Raw genomic sequence first — 21549 nt, 5'->3', positions numbered from 1 at the left:
CCGTCCAAATTCAATTCAACACATAAAACAAAAAGGGATTGGTATCTCTACCAATCCCTTTTATTACTTATTTATAAAATAACGAATCTTACTCTCTACAAGCTCTCAATTGCCTTTTGTACCGCAGGGCCAATCTGACGCTTACGTGAGGTTACGCCTTCCAGAGTCAGCATATCGCTTGTCGGTTCAGCGTTGAAAGCCGACTTGATGACTTGATAGTCGCTTTCGTCCACCCACAATAGGTTAGCTTCTTTGTTCTTCGTGTCTGTGATTGAGAAGAACAGATGATCTAAGCCGTTCTCTTCTTTGTAGGTTTTCATTGCAGCTAATAGCTCGTCTTTACGGTCAATCAGTTGTTGAGCCGTTAGCGTTTCAGCCACACCGATGCCCACCTGTTTGCCACCGTACTTAAAGTTTTTGTAATCCAGCGTCAGAATGGTTTCAGATGAAAGGTGGCTAAGATCCGATTTAGCAATCAACATCTGTTGGCCGAAATCTTCGATATCTAAAATGCCTGCAATTTTTGCCAGCTTTTCAGCGTACTCACGATCATGCTCAGTGGTGGTTGATGATTGGAATACCACAGTATCAGAGAGAATCGCGCCTAAGCCGACACAAGCAAGGGGCTTAGGTAGGGTCACATCCAACCTTTCAGCGTTGTCAGCCAGAATAGTTGCAGCCGATCCCCAGCCTCGGATATCCATCTCGACAATTTGTGGCGTGTTAATTGGAGAGCCACCAATCGCATGATGATCGACCACAGCCACAATAGATGCTTGGTCAATAGTTGGCGCGAGTTGAGTCACTTGGTTGAAATCCACCAGCCCTACTCGGTATGAAGAGTAATCTTTCTCTACACGTGGTGATTCCGCATTACAGTAATTCAAGATAAACGTTGATTCAGGATTGATTGGCTCAGGCACTGTCGCCGTACCACCATAGATATGAGCCGCGAGCATCGCAGACATTACCGTGTCGCTGTCTGGGCTAAGGTGCCCCGTCCATACGAGATCTTCACTGTTTTCATTGGCAGATTGTTGCAGGCTGAAAGCAAAACTTGCTGAACTGAAAGACATGATTACGGCGGCAACGACAGGTGCTAGCTTCACGGGTATTTCCTTATTTGGATTCGTTTTAGAACCCCATACGCTAGCCTTGAAAAATTTCATAACCGTGTCAGTAATATTTCAGATTTACTTCAGTAAGTAACGAAATGTAATTTAGATCTCGTTAGGTTTCCCAAAAACAAAAAAGGATCAGTATCTCTACCAATCCTTAAGTTTCACAAACCATTGCAGGCTTAAAGGCAGTTAGTGCTTGTACCTAAAAGTTTTACTGTCATCAACAATCTCGATTCTGACAGGAACTGTGCCTTGCTTAACATTGCCGATTTTGGCAAATGCTTTGTGCGAAAGATCGATTACTCGGCCTTTTACGTAAGGGCCTCGGTCGTTAATTTTAACTTCGACAGACTTATTATTGGCAGTGTTAGTCACTCTCACGATCGTGCCAAAGGCTAAGGTTTTATGCGCTGCCGTATAAGCATTCATATTATACGTCTCACCACTTGCTGTGAGCTTTCCATGGAACTTATCACCATACCAAGAAGCTTTACCAGTCAAAGCATGTGACTTAGCATATTCCTTTGTTTTAGAACTGCCGACCGCCGACGTTGAGGTGCATCCGGCTAGTATCATAAGAATAAGAGCGGTAAAGATAATATGTAATTTTTTCATATGATTTGGGTGAGCTAATCTCTGCATTTTCTCTGTTTTCGTTGTGTTTTGGTTCGCCATGTAATGCTGAGTATAGTCACTGCTCAGCAAAGGCTACCGTCCGGTATGAACGCACAATGTTTTCATGAAGCACGCTTCCTTCCGTCATATCCATGAAAGGTTTTATCTTCAAAACGTCAACTTTAACAATGAATTAGAGTTGTATACTTCTTAATCAGCGCATATGGTAAGCCACTCGGCCAAAAACACCCAAACACCAAAAAGGATTGGTATCGCTACCAATCCTCTTTAGGGGGTGTTTCGGTTCTTCTACCTTGTCGAAGGCAGTAACGCGATTACTCGTAATCAGTCGCGTACGTATCTTCGTATGAGTGAGAGTAGAATTCGAATAAGTTGCCAAACGGGTCTTCTAGGTAAACCATTTGCGCTTGTTTTAGTTCGTCTTCTGGGTGGTAACGGTGGATATCCATACGTACCTTACCGCCAAACTCTTCAACGCGCTTGATAGCTGAATGAAACTGCTCTTTAGGAAGCTGTAGACAGAAGTGGAAAATGCCCAGGCGAGAGAAATCAACGTTGTGACGCTCTTCACGGTCAACCATTTCGAACAGCTCAACACCGATACCATCAGATGTTACTAAGTGAGCGATGTTGAAACCTTTGAAGCCTTCGCCAAATACGGCGATACACATACGGCCGATTGCTGATTCGCGTTCTTCCATCACTTTAGTGTTGTTCATTACGATTCTTAAACCTAGAGCCTTAGTGTAAAACTCTACTGCTTGGTCCATGTCGCCTACCATGATGCCTACGTGATTCATTTTCATAACTTTCTCCAATTCGTTTTTATTCTGTACTTTCGAAGCTTAGCTTCTGTATTTCGTTTCGATGAAGAGAGTATAGGGAGAGACCGTAATTAATTGAAATTATCATAAATTATATCAATGATAATTTTTTGTTATCTACCAGTAAAAGATCTCAACTCACTTAAAGAAACACTGTCTACATAGATGTTCACGCTATACACAGTGCTCACACTATAAACAGATGTTCACGCTAATAGAGATAAGCCAAATGTAGAGGACAGCCTAAAGAGCATAGCTCCTCAAATGGGTGATGCTGATGTTTGATGACTTTTGCTAATAGTTTTTGTTGATAGCTTTTATCGATAGCTTTCTTCCATCAAAGATAGGATTTGCCTATTGAATCTATAGAAATGTCCGATTTCACTAATTTACGGTGCAGATGCAATATATCTCCATCGACGCGGGATAGCGTTAAACACTACAAATTAGAAAGAGAGTCCAACATGATCAACACAGAAATCAAACCATTCAACGCAACAGCATTCAAAAACGGCGAATTCGTAGAAATCACTGAGCAAGACGTTAAAGGCAAGTGGGCTGTATTCTTCTTCTACCCAGCAGACTTCACGTTTGTATGTCCAACTGAGCTAGTTGACCTACAAGACAAATACGCAGAGCTTCAATCTCGCGGCGTAGAAGTTTACTCAGTATCAACTGACACGCATTTCTCTCACAAAGCTTGGCATGATACTTCTGACAAAATCGGCACTATCGAATACTTCATGGTAGGCGACCAAACTGGCAACATCACAAACAACTTCAACGTAATGCGTGAAGGTCAAGGCCTAGCAGACCGCGCTACGTTCCTAATCGACCCAGAAGGCGTTATCCAAGCAATGGAAATCACTGCTGAAGGTATCGGTCGTGACGCTGAAGACCTACTACGCAAGGTTAAAGCAGCACAATACGTAGCGGCTAACCCAGGTGAAGTTTGCCCAGCTAAATGGAAAGAAGGTGAAGAGACTCTAGCTCCATCTCTAGACCTAGTAGGCAAGATTTAATCTAAGCCTATCTAAAAAGAACAAATAAACGGTTCTACAGGCGCGCTTCGGCCTCCCTCCTAAAGGGCAGTTGCGCGCCACCCTTTCAAACCATCAACACCACAATATTTGCCGACTTGCGCCCCCTTTTTATTTTCCTTTTTCAGCAAGAAGGTATTGGTCAATACCAAGACACAGAATTTAAGAGCAGGCACGATTATGTTAGATCAAGCAATGAAGCAGCAGCTAAAAGCATACCTAGAAAACTTAAAAACCAATGTTCAGTTAGTGCTGAGCCTTGATGACAGCAATACCGCAAACAAACTCCAAGACCTAGCAAATGACATCGCGTCTTTGACGGACAAAATTGAAGTGACTCGTGATGATAGCGCAAGCACGCGTAGCCCTATCATGCAGGTAGTCAACCAAGATAAAGGCACTGCGATCGGTTTCGCCGGTTTACCAATGGGTCACGAGTTCACGTCACTGGTACTGGCACTGCTTCATAGTGGTGGTCACCCTATCAAGCTTGAAGCTGATGTAATCGAGCAAATTAAAGAACTCGACCAAGAGCTCAATGTAGAGATTTTTATCTCACTCTCATGCCAAAACTGTCCAGAAGTGGTTCAAGCATTCAACATGATGTCGGCGATTAACCCTCTGGTTAAGACAACGATGATTGATGGCGCAGCATTCCAAGACGAAGTGAAGTCTCGCGACATCATGGCAGTACCAAGCGTATTCGTTAATGGTGAGCTATTTGGTCAAGGCCGTATGTCACTGGCAGAGATCCTGAACAAGGTTGATTCAGGCGCAGCAGAAAAGAAGGCAGCAAACCTAAACCAACAAGCACCGTTTGATGTATTGGTGGTAGGTGGCGGCCCTGCAGGTTCTTCAGCGGCAATTTATGCTGCACGTAAAGGCATTCGCACTGGTGTGGTTGCTGACCGATTTGGTGGCCAAGTGATGGATACCATGGCGATTGAGAACTTTATCTCAGTGAAAGCGACAACTGGCCCTAAATTAGTGGCAAGCCTTGAAGAGCACGTAAAAGAGTACGGTGTTGAAGTGATGACGGAGCAGCGCGCTGCGAACATCATTGCGGCAGAAGACACCGAAGACGGTTACATCCACGTTGAACTAGTGAGCGGCGCAACACTGCGAGCTCGCACAGTCATCACCAGTACCGGAGCTCGCTGGCGTGAAATGAACGTTCCAGGTGAACAAGAGTACCGCAACAAAGGCGTTGCTTACTGCCCACACTGTGACGGTCCACTGTTCAAAGGTAAGAAAACAGCGGTTATCGGTGGCGGTAACTCAGGCATTGAAGCGGCTATCGACTTAGCAGGTATTGTGGAACATGTAACCGTACTTGAATTTGCAGACACACTGCGTGCTGACCAAGTGCTTATCGACAAAGCGAACGCAACACCAAACATCGAAATCATCAAGATGGCTCAAACCACAAAAGTGTTGGGTGATGGAAATCGCGTAACCGGTCTGGAATACAAAGACCGCAACACTGAAGAACTAAAACAGATCGAACTAGCGGGTATCTTTGTTCAAATCGGCCTAATGCCAAACAGCGAATGGTTGAAAGGAACGAAGGTAGAACTATCACCACGCGGTGAGATCGAGATTAACGCTCATGGCGCAACATCAATGAAAGGTGTCTTCGCGGCAGGCGATGTGACCACAGTACCTTACAAACAGATCATCATTGCGATGGGTGAAGGTGCTAAAGCAAGTTTAGGTGCATTTGACCACCTAATCCGTAACTCAGCTCCAGTTAAAGAGGCTGAATCCGTTTAATCTTTAAACTGAAAAGCTTTTAACTCAAGTTCCTTAAATATTTGTTAACTTAATTCTTTATTGTTAACGACTTAGTCGACATTTAGACACCACTCCTATGGATTTAGGAGTGGTTTTTTTCTTTGGTAAAAACGCTTTACGCTGGCTGATAAAGCATAAAAGCAACCACTAACGCTAAGCTTCCACCCAAGCAGCGGTTCACAAACATCATCTGTTTTGGTGATTGCAGCAACTTTTTAAGCATGGTACCGCAATACGCCCACACCAACATACATGGTACACCGGTAATAACCATGCCCGCGATAATGGTCACCACTTGAATCAAGTAATCTGCATTCGGAGTGATGAACTGTGAAAACACGGTTAATGACGCTATCCAACCTTTAGGGTTTAACACCTGCACCAGCACACCAGACATGAAACCTGAACGATTGTCGGTGGTGCTTTCTTCGATTTGCATGTTAGCAATCGACCATGCCATGAACAGCAAATAAGCCGCGCCCGCGTACTTCAAAATGTTGTATAGATCTGGATAAAGGGTAAATAGGCTCACCAAACCGACACTGGAACCCGCCAGTACAATGATGATGCCAACAGCGTTCCCAGAGATAAAAGGTAAAGTCGCAGCAAATCCATAACGACTTGAAATCCCAAGTAATGCGATATTGCCTGCCCCAGGGGTAATTGCAATTGATGTTGAAAATAGCAAGAACGCCAGCATTAATTGAGAGCTCATTTCCTCTCACTCCTAATAAGTAAAGTATTTATAGGGAGAGAGTTTACAGATTCGACTAGGAATTAAATTGCTATATAGGCTAATATTAATCCAAATTTGAGCAAGATTTTTCTAAAAAGCCCATGAAACAGAAAGAATCCACCAAAGATGTGTTAGATGACACAGATATCGCCATCTTAGAACATATCCAACAAGACGGACGCATGAGCAACAGCAAGCTCGCAGAGAAGGTCAACCTCAGCGAAACCCCTTGCTGGCGTCGTTGGAAACGCATGGAAGAAACTGGCTATATCGATGGTTATGCCGCGAAGCTGAATCGTAAGAAATTAGGCTTTCATGTGGCTGGTTTTACTCTTGTGACTTTAGGTAATCATGAAGTAGAAAACACAGAACCGTTCGAAGAGTTTGTCGCGGTAACCGATTGGATTCCAATGTGTCACTGCATTGCAGGCGGCGCCGATTACATGGTGCAAGTGTTGGCAAAAGATTTAGAAGAGTACTTTGAGCGTATTAGCTCGATTCGAAGAGTGAAAGGCGTGAGTGCGATTCAATCCAACATCTCAGTGAAAGAGTTGAAAAACAGCTATCAGCTGCCGCTTTCAGACTAGTCAGCTGTCTCTCCCTAAAACACATCAAACAAAAAGCCCAGCCGCTATAGATTTCTGAATTCTAAAGCGCTGAACTTAACGTGATTACTTGTTTGGTTTAACCAACTTGGCTATTCACAAGGGTGAGTTAAGAAAGAGCGGTATAAAGCCAATCAGGGATAACAGTACAAGCAGCAATGGTCACAACGGCGAACACCAATAAGCCGTAGTGACTCGCGGTTGGCTTAGCGAACAAATGTTTTTGCTTAGCGATAAATTCATTCTGTTGTTGAGTGACTTCACCAAAGAATCGGCTCACGATAACACCAAGAACGAGAAAAACGACGGTGCCAATCAGTGCAAACCAAGGCCAAGAAATACCACTGTATTTGGCAATGAACACCACAACCACACTACCGATACTGCCGGCAATCACGCCCTTCTCATTCGCTTTCTTGAAGAACAAACCAAGGATGAAAGAGCCAAGACGAATACCAACAAAAATTGAAGTCAGGCTGGCAATGGTTTTGAGTACAGATTCGTTAGAAACCGCCAGTAAAGCAGGCACAACAACCGAAGCGGCAGCAACGAGACTCATTTTTCTTGCCACCGATTCTAAATGCGCATCGGAGACTGATTTACGGAAAAAGCGCTTATAGAAATCGAATGTCGCCACAGTTGCCATTGAGTTATAAGTAGAATCCAGTGTCGACATCGCCGCAGCCGACAGTGCTGAGATTACAAGCCCAACAATGATTGGGTTAGTGTGGTTAAACACGAAATCGAGAATCACTTCATTACTATTCTCAAAACTGGTGTCTTGATAAAAGACACTCAACAAAACGCCCATCACAGCAAAAAACAGATAGATGAAGAAAGCGCCGTAACCACAAAGCAGCATCGATTTTTGCGCTGTTTTAACGCACTTAGTCGCCAACGTTCTTTGAATAATCAGCTGGTTAGTACCATACACACTCAGGTGCAAGAAGCTCACAGCCACGACACCAGCCCACAATGTGGTATCAACGCCCAAGTCAAAATCGAGATTGATGATATTCAAATGTTCAGGAGACAACACCTCGCCCGCATCGATTTTCATCAACAATAAAACAAAGATCGCAATGCTGCCGATAATCAACACTGCTGACTGAAGCATGTCAGTCCAGATTACTGTCGAGATACCGCCTGCATAGGTATACAACGCAGTAAATAAGCTGATGTAGATGATCGCCTCAGAGATACTCACCGGCAGCACTTGCACCAAGATCAATGCCACCGCATACAAAATCACCCCTGCCGAAATACACTGAACCACAATAAACACGACGGAGTTGATCGTGCGAGCAACAACGCCGAAGCGGTGCTCTAAGTATTCATAAATCGAGGTCAGGCCAAGTTTGTAAAACACCGGAACAAAGAAAACCACAGCGAAAAAGATCACTATTGGGTAATTCAGATGAACGCTCATTGCTTCCATGCCTGAGCTATAAACCCAGCCCGGCATACCCACGAACGTCATCGCACTGATGTAGGTTGCAAGAATCGACACACCCGCCGTAAACCAACCAAATTGTTTTCCACCAGTCGAAAAGTCGCCACCAACGCTATAGCGTTTATTTACTAAGTAGCTGATAAATAAAGTAGTTAACACATAAATAGCAATAACCACAAAACTTGAGTACGTAACCATTTTGAGATTCCGTTTATTGTATTCTTCTAATCATTCGTCGCCAATATTACTCAAAATTGGATATTTTCCCTCAAAAACCCACAGTAAGTGTGAGTATTGTCACTAATATAGACGAATAAACGCTCAAAACGCCCAGAAAAGCCCAAATACACGATCTAACAGGATCCAGATCACTAAAACACATGAAATGGGTACGCACTCATTTCAAAGTTGACTTTGATCACGGATCTAATAACCACAAAAACTCTATTATCTCTCCCGAAACGACGACGGTGTGGTGAATATCAATAACCACTGCACAATAATCAAAACTAAAACCACCCTATATAAAATAAAGGTTTATCGGTCATGACTACTAAAAAACACATGAGCGAAGTTCCTATGATTCAAAGGGTAGCTGCTTATCTTGCAATTCTAGTGGGCTACTTTTTCTATTGTTATAACTTTGTAATTATTGACTACGTACGCCCATACATCGTTGATGCGTATGATGGTATTAACTTGGCGGATACCGCTCAGTTCTATACATGGCAGTCGGTTGGCGCACTTATTGGTGCCCTAAGCTGTGCATGGGTGGCATCAAACTTTGGTAAGAAATCTACTCTTATTGTCATCACTGCACTAAACGGTGGCGCAACCATCATCAACATGATGTTTACCGACTACGCGATGTGGGCAGCGATGCGTTTCATCATCGGTATTTCTTTGGGTGGTTACTTCACCGTAGCAGTAAGCCTGATGATCGGCCTATTCACACCAACGGTTCGCGGTAAGTTGACGGCATTCGCTTCTTCTATGTTCTCTGTTGCGCTAATGGCAATGGGCGCATACGCGGCATTCATTTCTAGCATCGACGCACCTTGGCAGAGCCTAATGTGGGTGGGTGGTATTCCTCCTCTAGTTGCTGCTGCACTGATGATCTTCATCCTACCTAGCGACAAGAAAGTGATCGCCTACGGTGAAGAAGATCAAGCCGCGGCTGAAGCATCGAATAAACCAGCGAAGAAAGGTTCTTGGGGTGAAATGCTAAGCGCACCATACCGCAAGCTAACGATCACTTGTCTATTACTGGCCGGCCTTAACTTCTACGGCTACCAATTCTTCTCTGGCTTTGTGACAACGTACCTAAAAGATGTTCGTCAATTTGACGGTGCGACCATCGGCATCATCTTCTCTATCTCGGCATTCGGTTCTCTATTCGGTGCTTGGGTATGGGGTGCAATCGCCGATAAATACGGCCGTAAAGTGAATGCGTTTGGCTTCATCCTTGCGGGTGTTATGGCTTCAGTATTCTTTGTCGCACCAAGCGACGTGATGATCGGCAGCCTAAACATGCTGGCTATTCTAGGTCTTATCTACAACTTCGGTCTGTCAGCTTCTGCAGTATGGGGTGGTTACTTCTCAGAACTGTTCCCAGCTCACCTACGTAGCTTCGGTGCTGCACTGTTCCACGGCGGTCGTATCATCGGCATGTGGGCACCAATGGTGTTGGTATTCATTCAAGAGCGCAGCGACCTTGCGACAGCAATGTGGGGCTCACCAATCGTATGGATTGTGGCTGGTCTACTGTGGCTATCACTACCAGAAACATTGAAAGGCGGCATCTTCGACAAGAGCAAAAAAGCGGAAACAGCAAAAGCTTAATCCCCTTTAGTTGAAACCTCAAAAAGTTGAACGCCTCTAAAGACGCGAAACAAACATCAATCCGGCTGAGTAGTCAGCCGGTAACAAAATCCAAATCGAGTCCTGTTCCGAATGTTGACTCGACAACAAAAAGAGAATGAATTATGTCTAAATATCAAGAAGCTAAACGCATTGTTCGCGAATACTTTGATGCAATGGAAAACGCAACTCACGAGAACGTTGCTGAAGTTTTAAAAGCACACACTTCTGAAGATTACTTGTGGCGCGGTGTTTACCCATTCCGTGAGCAAGAAGGCGCACAAGCTGCGGCTGACGTATTCTGGGCTCCTATGATGAAATCAATGACTCGCATGCAGCGTCGTCAAGACATCTTCATCGGCGGTAACAACGAAGTTAACCCAGATGAGATTTGGGTAATGAGCATGGGTCACTTCATGGGTCTGTTCGATGCTGAATACCTAGGCATGCGCCCTACCGGCAAAATCATGAACGTTCGCTACGCAGAATTTAACTGTGTTGTTGATGGCAAAATCACAAAGACTGGCCTGTTCCTAGATCTACTAGGCATGATGGACCAAGCGGGTTGCTACCCACTTCCACCTTCAACTGGTAAGCACTTCGTTTACCCTGGTCCACGTAACCACGATGGTCTGTTGTTTGAAGATGCAGATCCAGAAGAAGGCGTTGCAACACTAGCGCTAGTAAACAAAATGGTTGATGACCTTTCTGCTCTTAACGACAGCGGCGCGATGGGTTGCCCACCAGAAGTACTAGCGAAGAGCTGGTCAAAAGACATGATTTGGTACGGTCCATGTGGTATCGGCGCGTCTTACACAATTCCTCGCTACCAACAGCAGCACCAACTGCCTTTCCGTAACAATCTGAAAGACAAGAAGTTCAACGGCCACGTTTGTCGCTTCGCTGAAGGTAACTTCTCTTGCTTCTTCGGTTGGCCAAACCTATCAAACACACCAACAGGTGGCTTCCTAGGTATGACTGGCGGTGAAGTCCGTGCAAACATGCAAGTGGTTGACGTGTACTACCGTGATGGTGACAAGCTGTCTGAAAACTGGGTTCTTATCGACCTTCCTTACTGGCTACAACAGCAAGGTCTAGACGTGTTCGAACGTACTTCAACCATCATGAACCCAACGCTTTAATCCAAAAGATTGAAACGAAACAGTGGCAACCTAAATAGGCATCTGATTTGGGTTGCTACGCTTACTGGGAGATCCTTCTCGCTCCTAGTAAGTGCTCCAACCAATTCATTATTGCTCCACTAATAATTGAATCCACTAGTACCTCATGGATGGGGTACACCCTGCCAAACCATTACCAATATAACGGGCTCGAAAGCACGGTGGCTTTCTGCGGCCTGAATAAAGAGAATAACAATGAATAAGTCGATTCTTTCAGCAGTGATCCTGACAGCACTTACCTCGGGTTCTGCTTTTGCTGCACACACTTTTACCAATGACGCGGGCGATAGCCTAACACTAGATGGTCGTTTCGACGTTCGTTACCAAGATAAAGGTGGCGATCACAACGGCGAATGGAACAGCGGTAGTTCGCGTTTCGGCCTTAAGGGTCAAATGGGACTAGACAACGACTGGACTGGCTTTGGCCATGCCGAATGGGGTTATAACTCAGGCGCTAACGGCAATAACATTTACGACCGACTTCTATACGCAGGCGTTGAGCACGAGAAATACGGTAAGATTGCTGCTGGCACAAAACAATGGTCTACCTTCTACGACGTGGCTTGGTTTACCGATATGGGCCGGGTATTTGGTTCACGTGGTTCTGGTTACTACAACCTATCTGACTGGGGTATTGCTTCTGGTACAGGCCGTGCTGAAAACTCAATTACTTACCGCAACAACATCAATGACAACTGGAAATACGGCTTCACTTACCAAACCACTCGCGAAGATGTTGGCCTAGCAGACGGCTTAACAGCAACCCTGAAAAACGGTATGGGCGCATCAACGCTGTACACTATTATGGATGGCCTAACCATTGGTTTAGCTTACCACCAGAATGAGTTTGATGATGTCGATGCGGGCGTTCAAAACATCAAAGATGGCGATACACAACGCATTGGTCTATTAGGCGTTAACTATACCAATGATGGTCTATTCGTTGGTTTCACCTACAGCCAAGGTTCAAACTGGGAAACCACCAGCCAAGCTGAATTCTACGACCACCGTGGTGCTGAATTCTTCACCTACTACCACTTTGAAAATGGTCTACGTCCAACCTTTAACGTTAACTACTTAACGGACACAGACGACAACGCAAATGGCTACGAGCGTCAGCTAATTATCCCTGGCCTTGAGTACCACTTTAAGAAGAACAAGTTCTTAGTGTGGACGGAATACCAGTTTGATAATGGCAACGACAAGTCTGTTGGTAACCATTACGAGAATAGCGATGATCAATTCGCGGCTGGTATTCGTTACTACTTCTAATGGCTTATGGCTTAGTAATATGTCACTCAATTTGTGGGTAAACTCGTAATCTAAAGCTCTGCTCTCACGCAGAGCTTTTTAGTCACTATCTCTGTAATCATACTTTTTTCCAACACAGAGAATGGGTTATACCCAACATCAAATTCAAAATAGTCATTATTCCTTATTTTTCATATCATTCCTTGTTATTGCTTTATGAGTACGTACCTAATTATGGTATCCTGTGCGCAGTTAATTAGGTTCAAAAGTATGGTCTATGAACTCTCCAAAACACTCCACGGCGTCAAAGCCAACCGTTACTTCAAAAGATGTCGCTAAGCTCGCTGGCGTTTCTCAATCAACGGTATCTCGCGTATTTGTACCGGGCAGTTCGGTGTCTGAAAAGACCAAGCAGAAAGTGTTCGATGCAGCAAAATCGTTGAATTATCGTCCCAATGCCTTTGCCCGCAGTCTGACGACAAATGAATCCAAATTGATTGGCCTAGTTTTTCCTGACGCTGACTACCCTATCCACATGAAAACCCTACAGCTTATCTCCACTGAGCTACAAAAACAGGGTTACTCTGCGGTATTGATTCCTTGGCAAGTTGATGGAAACGATAACCACTCTATTCCTAATATCTTCCAATACCGAGTTGATGGCGTGATTGCCGCTTCTGCGACCTTTAATAAGTCGCTTTATGAAGAGTGTGAAGAGTTCGATATCCCGATCGTTCAATATGCACGAGTGGTTGAAGGGACTAAAAGTAGCCATGTAGTGAGTGACAACTACGCCGCAGGCCAAGTTGCCGCTCAACACTTTCATAGCGTGGGAACGAAAACAGCAGTTTACCTGACAGGTAACGTACCAACCTACACCAACGGCGAGCGTGAATCGGGCTTTTGTTCAGAATTCGAAGACCTCACTGGCAAGCAAGCTCGTGTTATTGAAGCTGACTACGACTACCTTGATGCACTCGATACCATTCGAACCCTATTCTCAGAACCCACACATCCTCAAGCGATTTTCTGCGCGACAGATAACCTAGCGATGGCGGTAATGGATGTGGCGCGCTTAGAGTTCAACCTGCGTATTCCAGAAGATCTTCAAGTGATTGGTTTTGATGATATTCCGCAAACTCAGTGGTTGAACTACCAACTCACTACCTTCAAGCAAGATTTCAGACGCCTTGCCCGCGAGTCAGTAAAAATTGTTGTTAGCCAGATTCAAGAGCAAGACACGAGCTTAGTTAAGCTGATGGTGCCAGTGAAATTTATTGAACGAAACACCACGTTGAAAATGAAATAGTGTTTTTCTTCAACCTGGATTTGATTGGTATCAGTTCGGAGGAAGTACTGATTGGTATACCCCTGAGTCGGTACTAAGTATCCAAGCAGGCTTTACCTTTTAATTGAATAGATAAAATGAGTAAGCCTCTTGTTATGCGAGACTTACTTTGTACACATTTTGATTCAGACTACGCACTCTTTCTTCATGATAGTTAAGCCTGCTTCGAGAGTTTCTGTCCAAGCTAGTTCGACGCTTTCATCATAGTGAGGATCGTATTTTTTAACCGTATTGAGTAACGAGTTGAACCACTCGTTGAGCTCTTGCTCAGAGATATCCATCCCTAAATCTTTATGCCGCTTTCCAAGCTTTCTCACCGAGTTTCGTACGCTCGGCAGACCAGCAGAGTTGTAGATAAGGATGATCGAGGCTTTAAGCATCTTAGTTTGTTGCACTAACCCTATCTTTTCAAAACGTTCTGAAAACCTTGGATTATGCTCACAAAAATCCGCCAAAAACGTTTCAAGAAATTCTTGGTCTATCCGGCAGCGCTCAAAGCTTTCATAAAACAGTTCGTTCGATGTCATCTAGCTGATCCTTTGCAAAATTTTGAGTCTTCAGGACGCTAACAAGTTCAGAGCCGCGACTTCGCCAACTCCGAACCATCAACATGATCTAAGTATACGCCACTATGGCATAACGTAAACTATGGCATAAAGTGAGTTGCACAGATCTTGTTCCCATCAGGATCTCGCAAATAAGCCATGTACAAGCGACGCTCGTCAGAACCTCTCACTCCGGGGCCATTTTCAATGCTGGTACCGCCATTTTCGACGCCAATCCGATGCCACTCATCTACAACTTCAGGAGAAGACGCAAGAAAACCCACCGTCATGCCATTACCGTGCGTTGCTGGCTGCCCATCAATCGGCTTCGTTAAGCCCAACACACCCGTTTGGCTAACGTAAACACAGCGCCCTTTAGGGTCAACCGAGCCTTCGCTATAACCAAGCACTTTCATGATTGGGTCATAAAAAGCCTTCGCGCGTTCAATATCTTCGGTACCGAGAAAAACATGGCTGAACATAACTAACCTCTTCTTTTATTGAAAGAACACCCTAAACTAGACCTATAATTTGCGTTTGTCTAGGCACGCTATTCGGTCACAACTGCTGCTTAACCCATTGAGTAAACACCTGAAACTTAGTTCGTTGTTCCATCCCTTTCGGACACACTAAATCATATCCTTTGCCCGATTCAATGCTCATAAAAGGCGCGACTAGCAAGCCTTGTTCAATCTGCGGTGTCATGAACTCTAACCGCCCTAGTGCCAGCCCCATCGATAATATCGCCGCATCCATCGCCAAGCGGTTATCGCTGTAATAGTCACACTGAAGTGCGCAGTTGGTATCACTTTGAGCTTCATGTAACCAACGTTGCCACGCAGTGATATCACCACTGTGGATGAAACGCACATCATCTAAGTGTTGTATGCCTTGGTCTAAGTTGAAGCGTTTCGCGTATTCAGGGCTGCACACTGGAGTTCTTACTCCACTGAATAACCGCTCACTGTAATGGTTTGGGTAATGACCTTCGCTATAGAAAATTGCCACGTCATAAGGTTCAAACTGGAAGTCTGACTGGCTCTGTTTGGTTTGTAGTTTGATGCTTAGATTCGGATACAAACGTCTGAATTCCGGCAAGCGTGGCATTAACCACGAGGAAGCGAAATAAGGCGATGTCGCGATATATAACTCCCCGCTGAGCTCACCCGTTTGAATATCCATAAGCTCGGAAAAAATAGACTCAAACGAGACGTTTAACATGGATAACACGCGCTGCCCTTCTGGCGTCAGTTCGAGCTTTCTTGTCTTGCGCACAAACAGATTAAACTTCAGTTGTTGCTCGAGTTTTTTAATGCGATGGCTGACCCCTCCCTGAGTTAAGAAGAGCTCATCGGCGGCAAGCGTAAAGCTTAAATGTTTAGCCGCAACACTAAAAGTGTGCAGCAGTGACAGCGTTTGTTGGCGATTTTCGAACAGCCCCATGGATTAACCTCACTAATTCATAAGTCGTCATAACTGGTTTGTCTAGGTATGTAACCATCATATAAATTAATTCACGTAATCTACAACATTAAATGGTGAACAACATGCAACAGAATCAAAAACTCAAAGTAACCGTGATTGGTGGTGGCTCAAGTTACACCCCAGAGCTCGTTGAAGGGCTACTCAAACGCTATCACGAATTACCTATCTCTGATCTGTGGTTAGTCGATATCGAAGAAGGCATGGAAAAAGCAGAGATAATCGCGGCGCTCACCAAGCGAATGATAAACAAAGCAGGCTGTGAGATTAATGTTCACCTAACCACGGATCGAAAATCAGCCCTGAAAGACTCGGATTTTGTCTGCTCACAGTTTCGCGCAGGAAGAATGGAAGCAAGATTACGTGACGAAAGGATTGCTCTGAAATATCGGATGATCGGCCAAGAGACCAATGGCTTGGGTGGCTTCTCTAATGCTTGCCGAACCATTCCTATTGCACTCGAGATAGCGAAAGAGATGGAAGTATTGTGTCCGAATGCGTGGCTACTCAACTTCACCAACCCATCAGGTATGGTAACGGAAGCACTGATTAAGCACTCAACCATTAAAACCGTTGGTCTATGTAACGTCCCCGTCAACATGGAGCTAGGCGCGGCAAAAATGCTCGGTGCAGAGCGTAAAGATATGACGATGCAAATCGCTGGCTTAAACCATCTAGTGTGGGCTCGTAAGGTGCTTCATAAAGGTGAAGACAAGTTGGGAGAACTCATCGAACAACTTCTCGGTGGTAACGATCAAATGATGCCAAAGAACATCCCTCCTTTTGAGTGGGACGCAGAACTGATTCGTTCTCTGAATATCGTTCCTTGTGCTTACCTACGTTACTACTACCAATCCAGAGACATCTTAGACAAAGAGTTTGCTGCGTCTGAAAACAGTACTAATCGCGCAGACTTAGTTGCCAAAGTTGAACAACAGTTGTTAGAGATCTACAAAGATCCAACGCTCAATACCAAGCCTAAATTGTTAGAAGAACGAGGTGGTGCTTACTACTCTGAAGCGGCCTGTGAGCTCATGAGCAGTATTCACAATAACAAACGTTCTATCATGCACGTTAACACTCGCAACAATGGTGCCATTCAAGGATTACCTGATGACTGTGCGGTAGAAGTAAGTTCGGTAATCACCAGCAGTGCGATCCTGCCACTGAACGTTGAACCTTTTGATAGCGACACGCTGCGCTTGATACAGCAAATGAAAGAGTTTGAAACCTTGACCGTTAAAGCGGCCATAACAGGTGACATCGCGTTAGCAAAACGTGCTCTGATCCTCAACCCTATCGTCGATAGTGGCTCGCACATCGATGAGGCCTTGCTAGAAACCATTCGCGAGAACTTAGACTTCATGCCTGCGTTCGCTCATCGACTCGCTTAGTGTGGCACTTTGTTAGCAGCTAATGAACTTGATGATAGAAGCTAATGAGCCTGGCTAAAGCTGAGCTCATTCAAGATATTAAATCCAAATCTTTTAATAAGAGGTCATCATGAAATTGATACTCAACGCCGATGATTTCGGCCTCACTGAAAGCGTGAACCATGGCATCGTCGACTGCTTTAAGGCGGGTTTGGTTAAGTCGACCACCATCATGATGAATCAACCGGGTACGCAGCACGCGATTAAGCTCTTTCATCAAGGTTTAGTCCCGGAAGTTGGCTTGCACTTTACGGTCACCGCAGGCAAACCACTGACGCCACCAGAGCAGGTTCCGAGCTTAGTCGACGAGCACGGCCACTTCTTTAGCAACGTCACTTTGTTCGATAAATCAGATGTGAATGAAGATGAGGTGATGCTCGAACTCAACGCGCAATATCAAGCCGCCCTCGATGCAGGCTTAAAGATTAACCATATCGACAGCCATCACTTTGGTGGTGTGTTTAAGCCTCTAAAAGCAGCGTTTACCCGCACAGTGAATCGCATTGGTCTTCCAGTTAGACGAATCGATAACATCTTGAGTGGCCAAGACTCACTGCAAGTGCCAACGCCTGATGTTTTCGACATGCGTTTCTTTGACGACGGCGTATCGTTTAATGCCCTGCAAGATTTATTGCTGAGCTATCAAACCGTAATGCCGAAAGGGGTTGTCGAATTGATGTGTCACCCATCGCTTTCTGTCACTGATGAGCTTAAGTCATTATCTGGTTATCGTGAGAAGCGCGTTGAGGAATACCAACTTCTCACTAGCTCGGCACTAAAGCAGTGGCTAAAAGACCATCAGATTGAGTGTATTGGATTCGACGCTCTCAGATAAGATCCCTCGATTCGGGGCTACTCAACAATGCGTTGTGCGCCCTGCCCTTGGTCATGCAGAATATCTTCAGGGTTCAACAATTGGCATTTCTGCATACTCAAACAACCACAACCGATACAACCGGTTAGGTTTTCTTGTAGCGATTTAATCTGCGCCATCTTGCTGTCGAGTTGCCCCTGCCATTTCTTCGCAACGCGTTCCCAATCTCGCTTAGTCGCGGTATGGTTCATTGGTAAAGTAGACAACTCTTCGGTGATCTCTTCCAGCGTGAAGCCTATTGACTGCGCGACTTGAATCAGCGCGATTCGGCGCAGCATCGCCGACTGATAACGACGTTGATTTCCGTTAGTGCGAATCGAAGCAATCAACCCTTTGGTTTCATAAAAACGCAACGCCGAAGGTGCGACCCCACTGCGCTCTGACAGCTGACCAATGGTGAGGTATACAATGTTTCTCATGATCTTTCACTTCCTGTTTGAATGGCCATTTCGTCCTGATACTGACCAGTATAATAAAGTTCACTTTAACTTTAACTTTAAGTATGAGTTAAAATTTGGGTTTGGACTAAATTGAAAACGACGATCTATCAAGAGCCCAGACTGAACCTTTGGTCTATGACTTGGCTGGACGATTACCATACATGCTGTCAAAGCCGGGAATACCTTGCTCCCACACAGGCTGCTCTTCACCAACAATGTTTTTCAATGTATCAATGAAAAGCTTGGTTTTGATTGGAGCATCTCGATGCGGGTACACCGCATAGAAAGTACCAAAGTCATCCAAGTGTAAATGAGTCATGATAGGCACCAACTCACCACTCAGTACTTCATCGTCAATCATTTGCGCTGTGACTACTGCGAGCGTACTGCCCGTTAAAGCACTCTTAGAAATCATCTCAACATCATTCACTTTATAGGTCGCGTTGAGCTGAAAATGCTGCGCTTGCCCCTCTTGGTCAACATAGGAAAACTTGTCGATCAGCAATCCCGGTGCGGCATAGATGGTCGCAGGTAATGACTCTAGCTTTTCGATGGTGTTGATCTCTCCATGCTCAGCAATGAACTCTGGGGAAGCAACAACCAGCAATCGACTTCTGGCAATCTTACGGCTAATCAGGCTCGAATTCTTTGGCTTACCGATACGAAAACCGATATCAAACCCTTCTTTAACCATGTCTACGATTCGGTCTTCAAGTCTCAATTCAAAATCGACGTCTGGATATTGTTTTTGAAACACAGCAATCGCTTGTTGAACATACTGTCGACCAAACATGGTTGAGCTGGTGATTCTCAGTAAACCACGCGGCTCTGCGTGGTAGTTTTGCGCTAGGCGTCGAGTGTTGTTCAACAATGCTCGAAGTTGATGCGCTTGATTGACCATCTCATTGCCAGCCGCAGTCAGAGATAACGAACGGGTTGTTCGATTTAATAACCGAACGTTGAGCTCTTCCTCAAGACGGCTAATCTGCTTTGAGATAACAGAGCGATCAACGTTTCTTTGCTCCGCCACTTTGACAAACGAACCAAGCTCGACCACTTCAAGTAACAATAATAAACGACTCGATATATCCATAACGCCCTTTGTTGCATTTAAAGCACCAATATTGTGCCAATTTGCCTATTTTTCTCATCTTATTACAAATCTATAGTAGCTGCACATAACGGAGACAACATTAAGTCCCAAACTAATAGAGGAACATCCCATGACATTACTATCTGTGACTAACCAAAATGGCATTGCAACCGTATCGATCAACAATCCACCGGTGAACGTGCTGACTTTCGACTTGATCAACGAGATCAATGCTTTTGTGATTTCATTGAAAGATGATCGTGATACTAAGGTTGTGGTATTTAAATCATTACATGAGAGCTTCTTTCTGGCTCATTTAGATCTCAATGTGATCAACGGTACACAAGGTGGACAAGCCGGTTCGATTGAATTCAACCATATGATTGAAAACATCAAATCAATGAAGCAAGTCTCTGTTGCGGTTGTTGATGGCGTAGCTCGTGGGGGCGGTAATGAGTTTGTGATGGCGTGTGACCTTGCTTATGGCACTGAAAACTCAGCGTTCGCACAACCAGAAATTCATGTAAACATCCCAACGGGTGGCCAAGGCGCAGTGCAATTTGCAAGACGCATGGGCAAAAACAAAGCGCTACAAGCTTTGCTACTCGGTAACGATTTTACCGCTCAGCAAGCTGAAAGCCGTAACATCATTACTCAGTTCGTGCCGAAGGCTGAGCTAGAAGATTTCTTAGCAGCGACACTCGGTGTGATCAGCCAGTTGGAAGTGCGTGATATCGTGATGTACAAAGAGATCATCGCAGCTTCAATCAAAGATGAGCAAGCGGGTGCAGAGCTAGAATTGCGTTACTTCTTAGAGCGTGCAAAAGAGCAAAAAACAGCAGCCATTATTGCAGCATTCCTAAAGCATGGCGGTCAAACTGAACGCGAAGCGAAAGACATTCAAGGTATCTTCGTTGACACCGCTGCAGAGCTATCACAATAGACACTGACGTAATTAAATGGCCATCGCTTGATGGCCATTTATGTATCTAACTGTTTATCTATGTATCTATGTATCTATGTATCTATGTATCTATGTATCGATTTATTAATTATCTCACTCACTGAAGCCATTAGATCTGACTCATGATCGATTTCAAGTTCTCGGCCATTTCGGCATTGATGATCTCTCCCGTTTCTACATCAAAGTTGTCGTAGAAACTTGGCACCGACATAGAGCCTTTCACATCAGCATCAAAGTAAGGTGCCGAATTTACCGCTGACGACAGCACAGAACTTGCGCCGCCTGGGCCTGGTGATGTGGAAAGCATAACAACAGGTTTGCCTTGGTACACTTTCATGTCGATTCGTGATGTCCAATCAAACACATTCTTAAAGGCTGCGGTGTATGAACCGTTGTACTCTGCAAAAGAGATGACCACAGCATCAGCTTCGCCAATTTTGCTGAAAAAGCGCAGCGCGTGGTGATGAACGCCGGACTCTTTTTCTCTGTCTTCACTGTAAATAGGCATCTCGAAATCATTAAGATCGAGCACCTCTACTTGCGCGCCCTCGGCTAAGCTTGCAGTGTACGCTGCTAATTGTTGGTTAATCGATGCTTTACTGTTGGTCGCGCCAATCGCTAGTACTTTCATTGTTGGTTCCTAATTCATTTGTATCACCTTTCCACATTCATGGTTTCAGAGGCGATTGTCTGTATATTTAGATTGGGGAGGATGATAAAACCTCAAGTTAACTTGAGGTAAAGCGATATTTTCAAAAAATAGAAAATAATTCAAAAGAACCTATAAATCAGCAAATTACGACTGGTGAAGTATGGCGTTGTATGACACAGGCAAAAATAAGCACACCCACAAATGCAGTAGGTGTGCT

General features: G+C 44.7%; 21 protein-coding genes. 10 read left to right on the top strand and 11 right to left on the bottom strand.

Features of this window, described 5'->3' with window-relative positions; all coding sequences use genetic code 11:
- Window positions 1–95: 95 nt before the first annotated feature.
- The 3 genes from L4C44_RS00425 to L4C44_RS00415 all read right to left on the bottom strand — a co-directional run bounded on the left by L4C44_RS00425 (window position 96) and on the right by L4C44_RS00415 (window position 2563).
- Window positions 96–1109 (bottom strand): manganese-dependent inorganic pyrophosphatase, encoded by a 1014-nt coding sequence (locus tag L4C44_RS00425; RefSeq protein ID WP_428804152.1) that lies wholly within the window; start codon window positions 1107–1109, stop codon window positions 96–98.
- A gap of 201 nt (window positions 1110–1310) precedes the next feature.
- Complete coding sequence (locus L4C44_RS00420) at window positions 1311–1763, bottom strand: septal ring lytic transglycosylase RlpA family protein (protein ID WP_428804344.1); 453 nt, start codon at window positions 1761–1763, stop codon at window positions 1311–1313.
- Between the two features lie 308 nt (window positions 1764–2071).
- Window positions 2072–2563 (bottom strand): VOC family protein, encoded by a 492-nt coding sequence (locus L4C44_RS00415; protein WP_008220945.1) that lies wholly within the window; start codon window positions 2561–2563, stop codon window positions 2072–2074.
- A 482-nt stretch (window positions 2564–3045) separates the two neighbouring features.
- Here L4C44_RS00415 and ahpC point away from each other — a divergent pair, with 482 nt between their 5' ends.
- Together ahpC and ahpF are read left to right on the top strand one after the other, a co-directional pair.
- Entirely contained in the window at window positions 3046–3603 is a 558-nt protein-coding gene (gene ahpC, locus L4C44_RS00410) for an alkyl hydroperoxide reductase subunit C (protein ID WP_016798107.1), read from the top strand.
- Window positions 3604–3801: 198 nt separating this feature from the next.
- Entirely contained in the window at window positions 3802–5394 is a 1593-nt protein-coding gene (ahpF, locus tag L4C44_RS00405) for an alkyl hydroperoxide reductase subunit F (RefSeq protein ID WP_428804151.1), read from the top strand.
- Between the two features lie 136 nt (window positions 5395–5530).
- Here the strand turns inward: ahpF and L4C44_RS00400 are convergent, their stop codons facing one another.
- Window positions 5531–6130 (bottom strand): LysE family translocator, encoded by a 600-nt coding sequence (locus L4C44_RS00400; protein WP_285952865.1) that lies wholly within the window; start codon window positions 6128–6130, stop codon window positions 5531–5533.
- Between the two features lie 122 nt (window positions 6131–6252).
- Between L4C44_RS00400 and L4C44_RS00395 the strand changes: the two genes are divergently transcribed.
- Window positions 6253–6738, top strand: coding sequence for an Lrp/AsnC family transcriptional regulator (locus L4C44_RS00395; protein WP_428804150.1), 486 nt, complete (start codon window positions 6253–6255; stop codon window positions 6736–6738).
- A 127-nt stretch (window positions 6739–6865) separates the two neighbouring features.
- Here L4C44_RS00395 and L4C44_RS00390 read toward each other — a convergent pair whose 3' ends face one another.
- On the bottom strand, window positions 6866–8407 hold the full coding sequence (locus L4C44_RS00390; RefSeq protein ID WP_285952864.1) for a sodium:solute symporter family transporter: 1542 nt from the start codon (window positions 8405–8407) through the stop codon (window positions 6866–6868).
- A 348-nt stretch (window positions 8408–8755) separates the two neighbouring features.
- Here L4C44_RS00390 and L4C44_RS00385 point away from each other — a divergent pair, with 348 nt between their 5' ends.
- The 4 genes from L4C44_RS00385 to L4C44_RS00370 all read left to right on the top strand — a co-directional run bounded on the left by L4C44_RS00385 (window position 8756) and on the right by L4C44_RS00370 (window position 13810).
- Complete coding sequence (locus tag L4C44_RS00385; RefSeq protein ID WP_409438327.1) at window positions 8756–10051, top strand: MFS transporter; 1296 nt, start codon at window positions 8756–8758, stop codon at window positions 10049–10051.
- A gap of 143 nt (window positions 10052–10194) precedes the next feature.
- On the top strand, window positions 10195–11211 hold the full coding sequence (locus L4C44_RS00380; protein WP_017629761.1) for a nuclear transport factor 2 family protein: 1017 nt from the start codon (window positions 10195–10197) through the stop codon (window positions 11209–11211).
- A gap of 234 nt (window positions 11212–11445) precedes the next feature.
- Window positions 11446–12522: a porin gene (locus tag L4C44_RS00375; RefSeq protein WP_146491784.1), complete on the top strand. Its 1077-nt coding sequence runs from the start codon at window positions 11446–11448 to the stop codon at window positions 12520–12522.
- Window positions 12523–12778: 256 nt separating this feature from the next.
- Window positions 12779–13810 (top strand): LacI family DNA-binding transcriptional regulator, encoded by a 1032-nt coding sequence (locus L4C44_RS00370; protein WP_428804149.1) that lies wholly within the window; start codon window positions 12779–12781, stop codon window positions 13808–13810.
- 164 nt (window positions 13811–13974) lie between these two features.
- On the opposite strand, the gene L4C44_RS00365 is transcribed toward L4C44_RS00370, so the two are convergent.
- The 3 genes from L4C44_RS00365 to L4C44_RS00355 all read right to left on the bottom strand — a co-directional run bounded on the left by L4C44_RS00365 (window position 13975) and on the right by L4C44_RS00355 (window position 15837).
- Complete coding sequence (locus L4C44_RS00365) at window positions 13975–14376, bottom strand: globin (protein WP_285952861.1); 402 nt, start codon at window positions 14374–14376, stop codon at window positions 13975–13977.
- A 119-nt stretch (window positions 14377–14495) separates the two neighbouring features.
- Complete coding sequence (locus L4C44_RS00360) at window positions 14496–14876, bottom strand: VOC family protein (RefSeq protein WP_146491779.1); 381 nt, start codon at window positions 14874–14876, stop codon at window positions 14496–14498.
- 76 nt (window positions 14877–14952) lie between these two features.
- Window positions 14953–15837, bottom strand: a complete 885-nt coding sequence (locus L4C44_RS00355) for a LysR substrate-binding domain-containing protein (protein ID WP_327784050.1) — start codon at window positions 15835–15837, stop codon at window positions 14953–14955.
- Window positions 15838–15941: 104 nt separating this feature from the next.
- On the opposite strand from L4C44_RS00355, the gene L4C44_RS00350 reads away from it, so the two are divergent.
- Both L4C44_RS00350 and L4C44_RS00345 read left to right on the top strand, forming a co-directional pair.
- Window positions 15942–17270: a 6-phospho-beta-glucosidase gene (locus tag L4C44_RS00350; RefSeq protein ID WP_428804148.1), complete on the top strand. Its 1329-nt coding sequence runs from the start codon at window positions 15942–15944 to the stop codon at window positions 17268–17270.
- Between the two features lie 109 nt (window positions 17271–17379).
- On the top strand, window positions 17380–18144 hold the full coding sequence (locus L4C44_RS00345; protein WP_428804147.1) for a carbohydrate deacetylase: 765 nt from the start codon (window positions 17380–17382) through the stop codon (window positions 18142–18144).
- Window positions 18145–18161: 17 nt separating this feature from the next.
- On the opposite strand, the gene soxR is transcribed toward L4C44_RS00345, so the two are convergent.
- Together soxR and L4C44_RS00335 are read right to left on the bottom strand one after the other, a co-directional pair.
- On the bottom strand, window positions 18162–18602 hold the full coding sequence (soxR, locus tag L4C44_RS00340) for a redox-sensitive transcriptional activator SoxR (RefSeq protein ID WP_102315208.1): 441 nt from the start codon (window positions 18600–18602) through the stop codon (window positions 18162–18164).
- Window positions 18603–18756: 154 nt separating this feature from the next.
- Window positions 18757–19716 (bottom strand): LysR family transcriptional regulator, encoded by a 960-nt coding sequence (locus L4C44_RS00335; protein WP_428804146.1) that lies wholly within the window; start codon window positions 19714–19716, stop codon window positions 18757–18759.
- Window positions 19717–19846: 130 nt separating this feature from the next.
- Here L4C44_RS00335 and L4C44_RS00330 point away from each other — a divergent pair, with 130 nt between their 5' ends.
- Complete coding sequence (locus L4C44_RS00330; RefSeq protein ID WP_428804145.1) at window positions 19847–20659, top strand: enoyl-CoA hydratase/isomerase family protein; 813 nt, start codon at window positions 19847–19849, stop codon at window positions 20657–20659.
- Between the two features lie 130 nt (window positions 20660–20789).
- Here L4C44_RS00330 and L4C44_RS00325 read toward each other — a convergent pair whose 3' ends face one another.
- On the bottom strand, window positions 20790–21311 hold the full coding sequence (locus L4C44_RS00325; protein ID WP_146491772.1) for an NADPH-dependent FMN reductase: 522 nt from the start codon (window positions 21309–21311) through the stop codon (window positions 20790–20792).
- Between the last annotated feature and the right edge of the window lie 238 nt (window positions 21312–21549).

Source organism: Vibrio satsumensis (assembly GCF_050337435.1).
In the GTDB taxonomy this organism is placed as follows: Bacteria; Pseudomonadota; Gammaproteobacteria; order Enterobacterales; family Vibrionaceae; genus Vibrio; species Vibrio satsumensis.
The sequence above is the reverse complement of the archived record's forward strand: the minus strand, read 5'-3'. Positions and strand labels throughout refer to the sequence as shown.

Excerpts from the sequence above, each read along its gene's own strand:
- L4C44_RS00420 (WP_428804344.1), bottom strand. The coding sequence starts at position 1,763 with ATGCAGAGATTAGCTCACCCAAATCATATGAAAAAATTACATATTATC.
- L4C44_RS00415 (WP_008220945.1), bottom strand. The coding sequence starts at position 2,563 with ATGAAAATGAATCACGTAGGCATCATGGTAGGCGACATGGACCAAGCA.
- ahpC (WP_016798107.1), top strand. The coding sequence starts at position 3,046 with ATGATCAACACAGAAATCAAACCATTCAACGCAACAGCATTCAAAAAC.
- ahpF (WP_428804151.1), top strand. The coding sequence starts at position 3,802 with ATGTTAGATCAAGCAATGAAGCAGCAGCTAAAAGCATACCTAGAAAAC.
- L4C44_RS00400 (WP_285952865.1), bottom strand. The coding sequence starts at position 6,130 with ATGAGCTCTCAATTAATGCTGGCGTTCTTGCTATTTTCAACATCAATT.
- L4C44_RS00395 (WP_428804150.1), top strand. The coding sequence starts at position 6,253 with ATGAAACAGAAAGAATCCACCAAAGATGTGTTAGATGACACAGATATC.
- L4C44_RS00390 (WP_285952864.1), bottom strand. The coding sequence starts at position 8,407 with ATGGTTACGTACTCAAGTTTTGTGGTTATTGCTATTTATGTGTTAACT.
- L4C44_RS00385 (WP_409438327.1), top strand. The coding sequence starts at position 8,756 with ATGACTACTAAAAAACACATGAGCGAAGTTCCTATGATTCAAAGGGTA.
- L4C44_RS00380 (WP_017629761.1), top strand. The coding sequence starts at position 10,195 with ATGTCTAAATATCAAGAAGCTAAACGCATTGTTCGCGAATACTTTGAT.
- L4C44_RS00375 (WP_146491784.1), top strand. The coding sequence starts at position 11,446 with ATGAATAAGTCGATTCTTTCAGCAGTGATCCTGACAGCACTTACCTCG.
- L4C44_RS00370 (WP_428804149.1), top strand. The coding sequence starts at position 12,779 with ATGAACTCTCCAAAACACTCCACGGCGTCAAAGCCAACCGTTACTTCA.
- L4C44_RS00365 (WP_285952861.1), bottom strand. The coding sequence starts at position 14,376 with ATGACATCGAACGAACTGTTTTATGAAAGCTTTGAGCGCTGCCGGATA.
- L4C44_RS00360 (WP_146491779.1), bottom strand. The coding sequence starts at position 14,876 with ATGTTCAGCCATGTTTTTCTCGGTACCGAAGATATTGAACGCGCGAAG.
- L4C44_RS00355 (WP_327784050.1), bottom strand. The coding sequence starts at position 15,837 with ATGGGGCTGTTCGAAAATCGCCAACAAACGCTGTCACTGCTGCACACT.
- L4C44_RS00350 (WP_428804148.1), top strand. The coding sequence starts at position 15,942 with ATGCAACAGAATCAAAAACTCAAAGTAACCGTGATTGGTGGTGGCTCA.
- L4C44_RS00345 (WP_428804147.1), top strand. The coding sequence starts at position 17,380 with ATGAAATTGATACTCAACGCCGATGATTTCGGCCTCACTGAAAGCGTG.
- soxR (WP_102315208.1), bottom strand. The coding sequence starts at position 18,602 with ATGAGAAACATTGTATACCTCACCATTGGTCAGCTGTCAGAGCGCAGT.
- L4C44_RS00335 (WP_428804146.1), bottom strand. The coding sequence starts at position 19,716 with ATGGATATATCGAGTCGTTTATTATTGTTACTTGAAGTGGTCGAGCTT.
- L4C44_RS00330 (WP_428804145.1), top strand. The coding sequence starts at position 19,847 with ATGACATTACTATCTGTGACTAACCAAAATGGCATTGCAACCGTATCG.
- L4C44_RS00325 (WP_146491772.1), bottom strand. The coding sequence starts at position 21,311 with ATGAAAGTACTAGCGATTGGCGCGACCAACAGTAAAGCATCGATTAAC.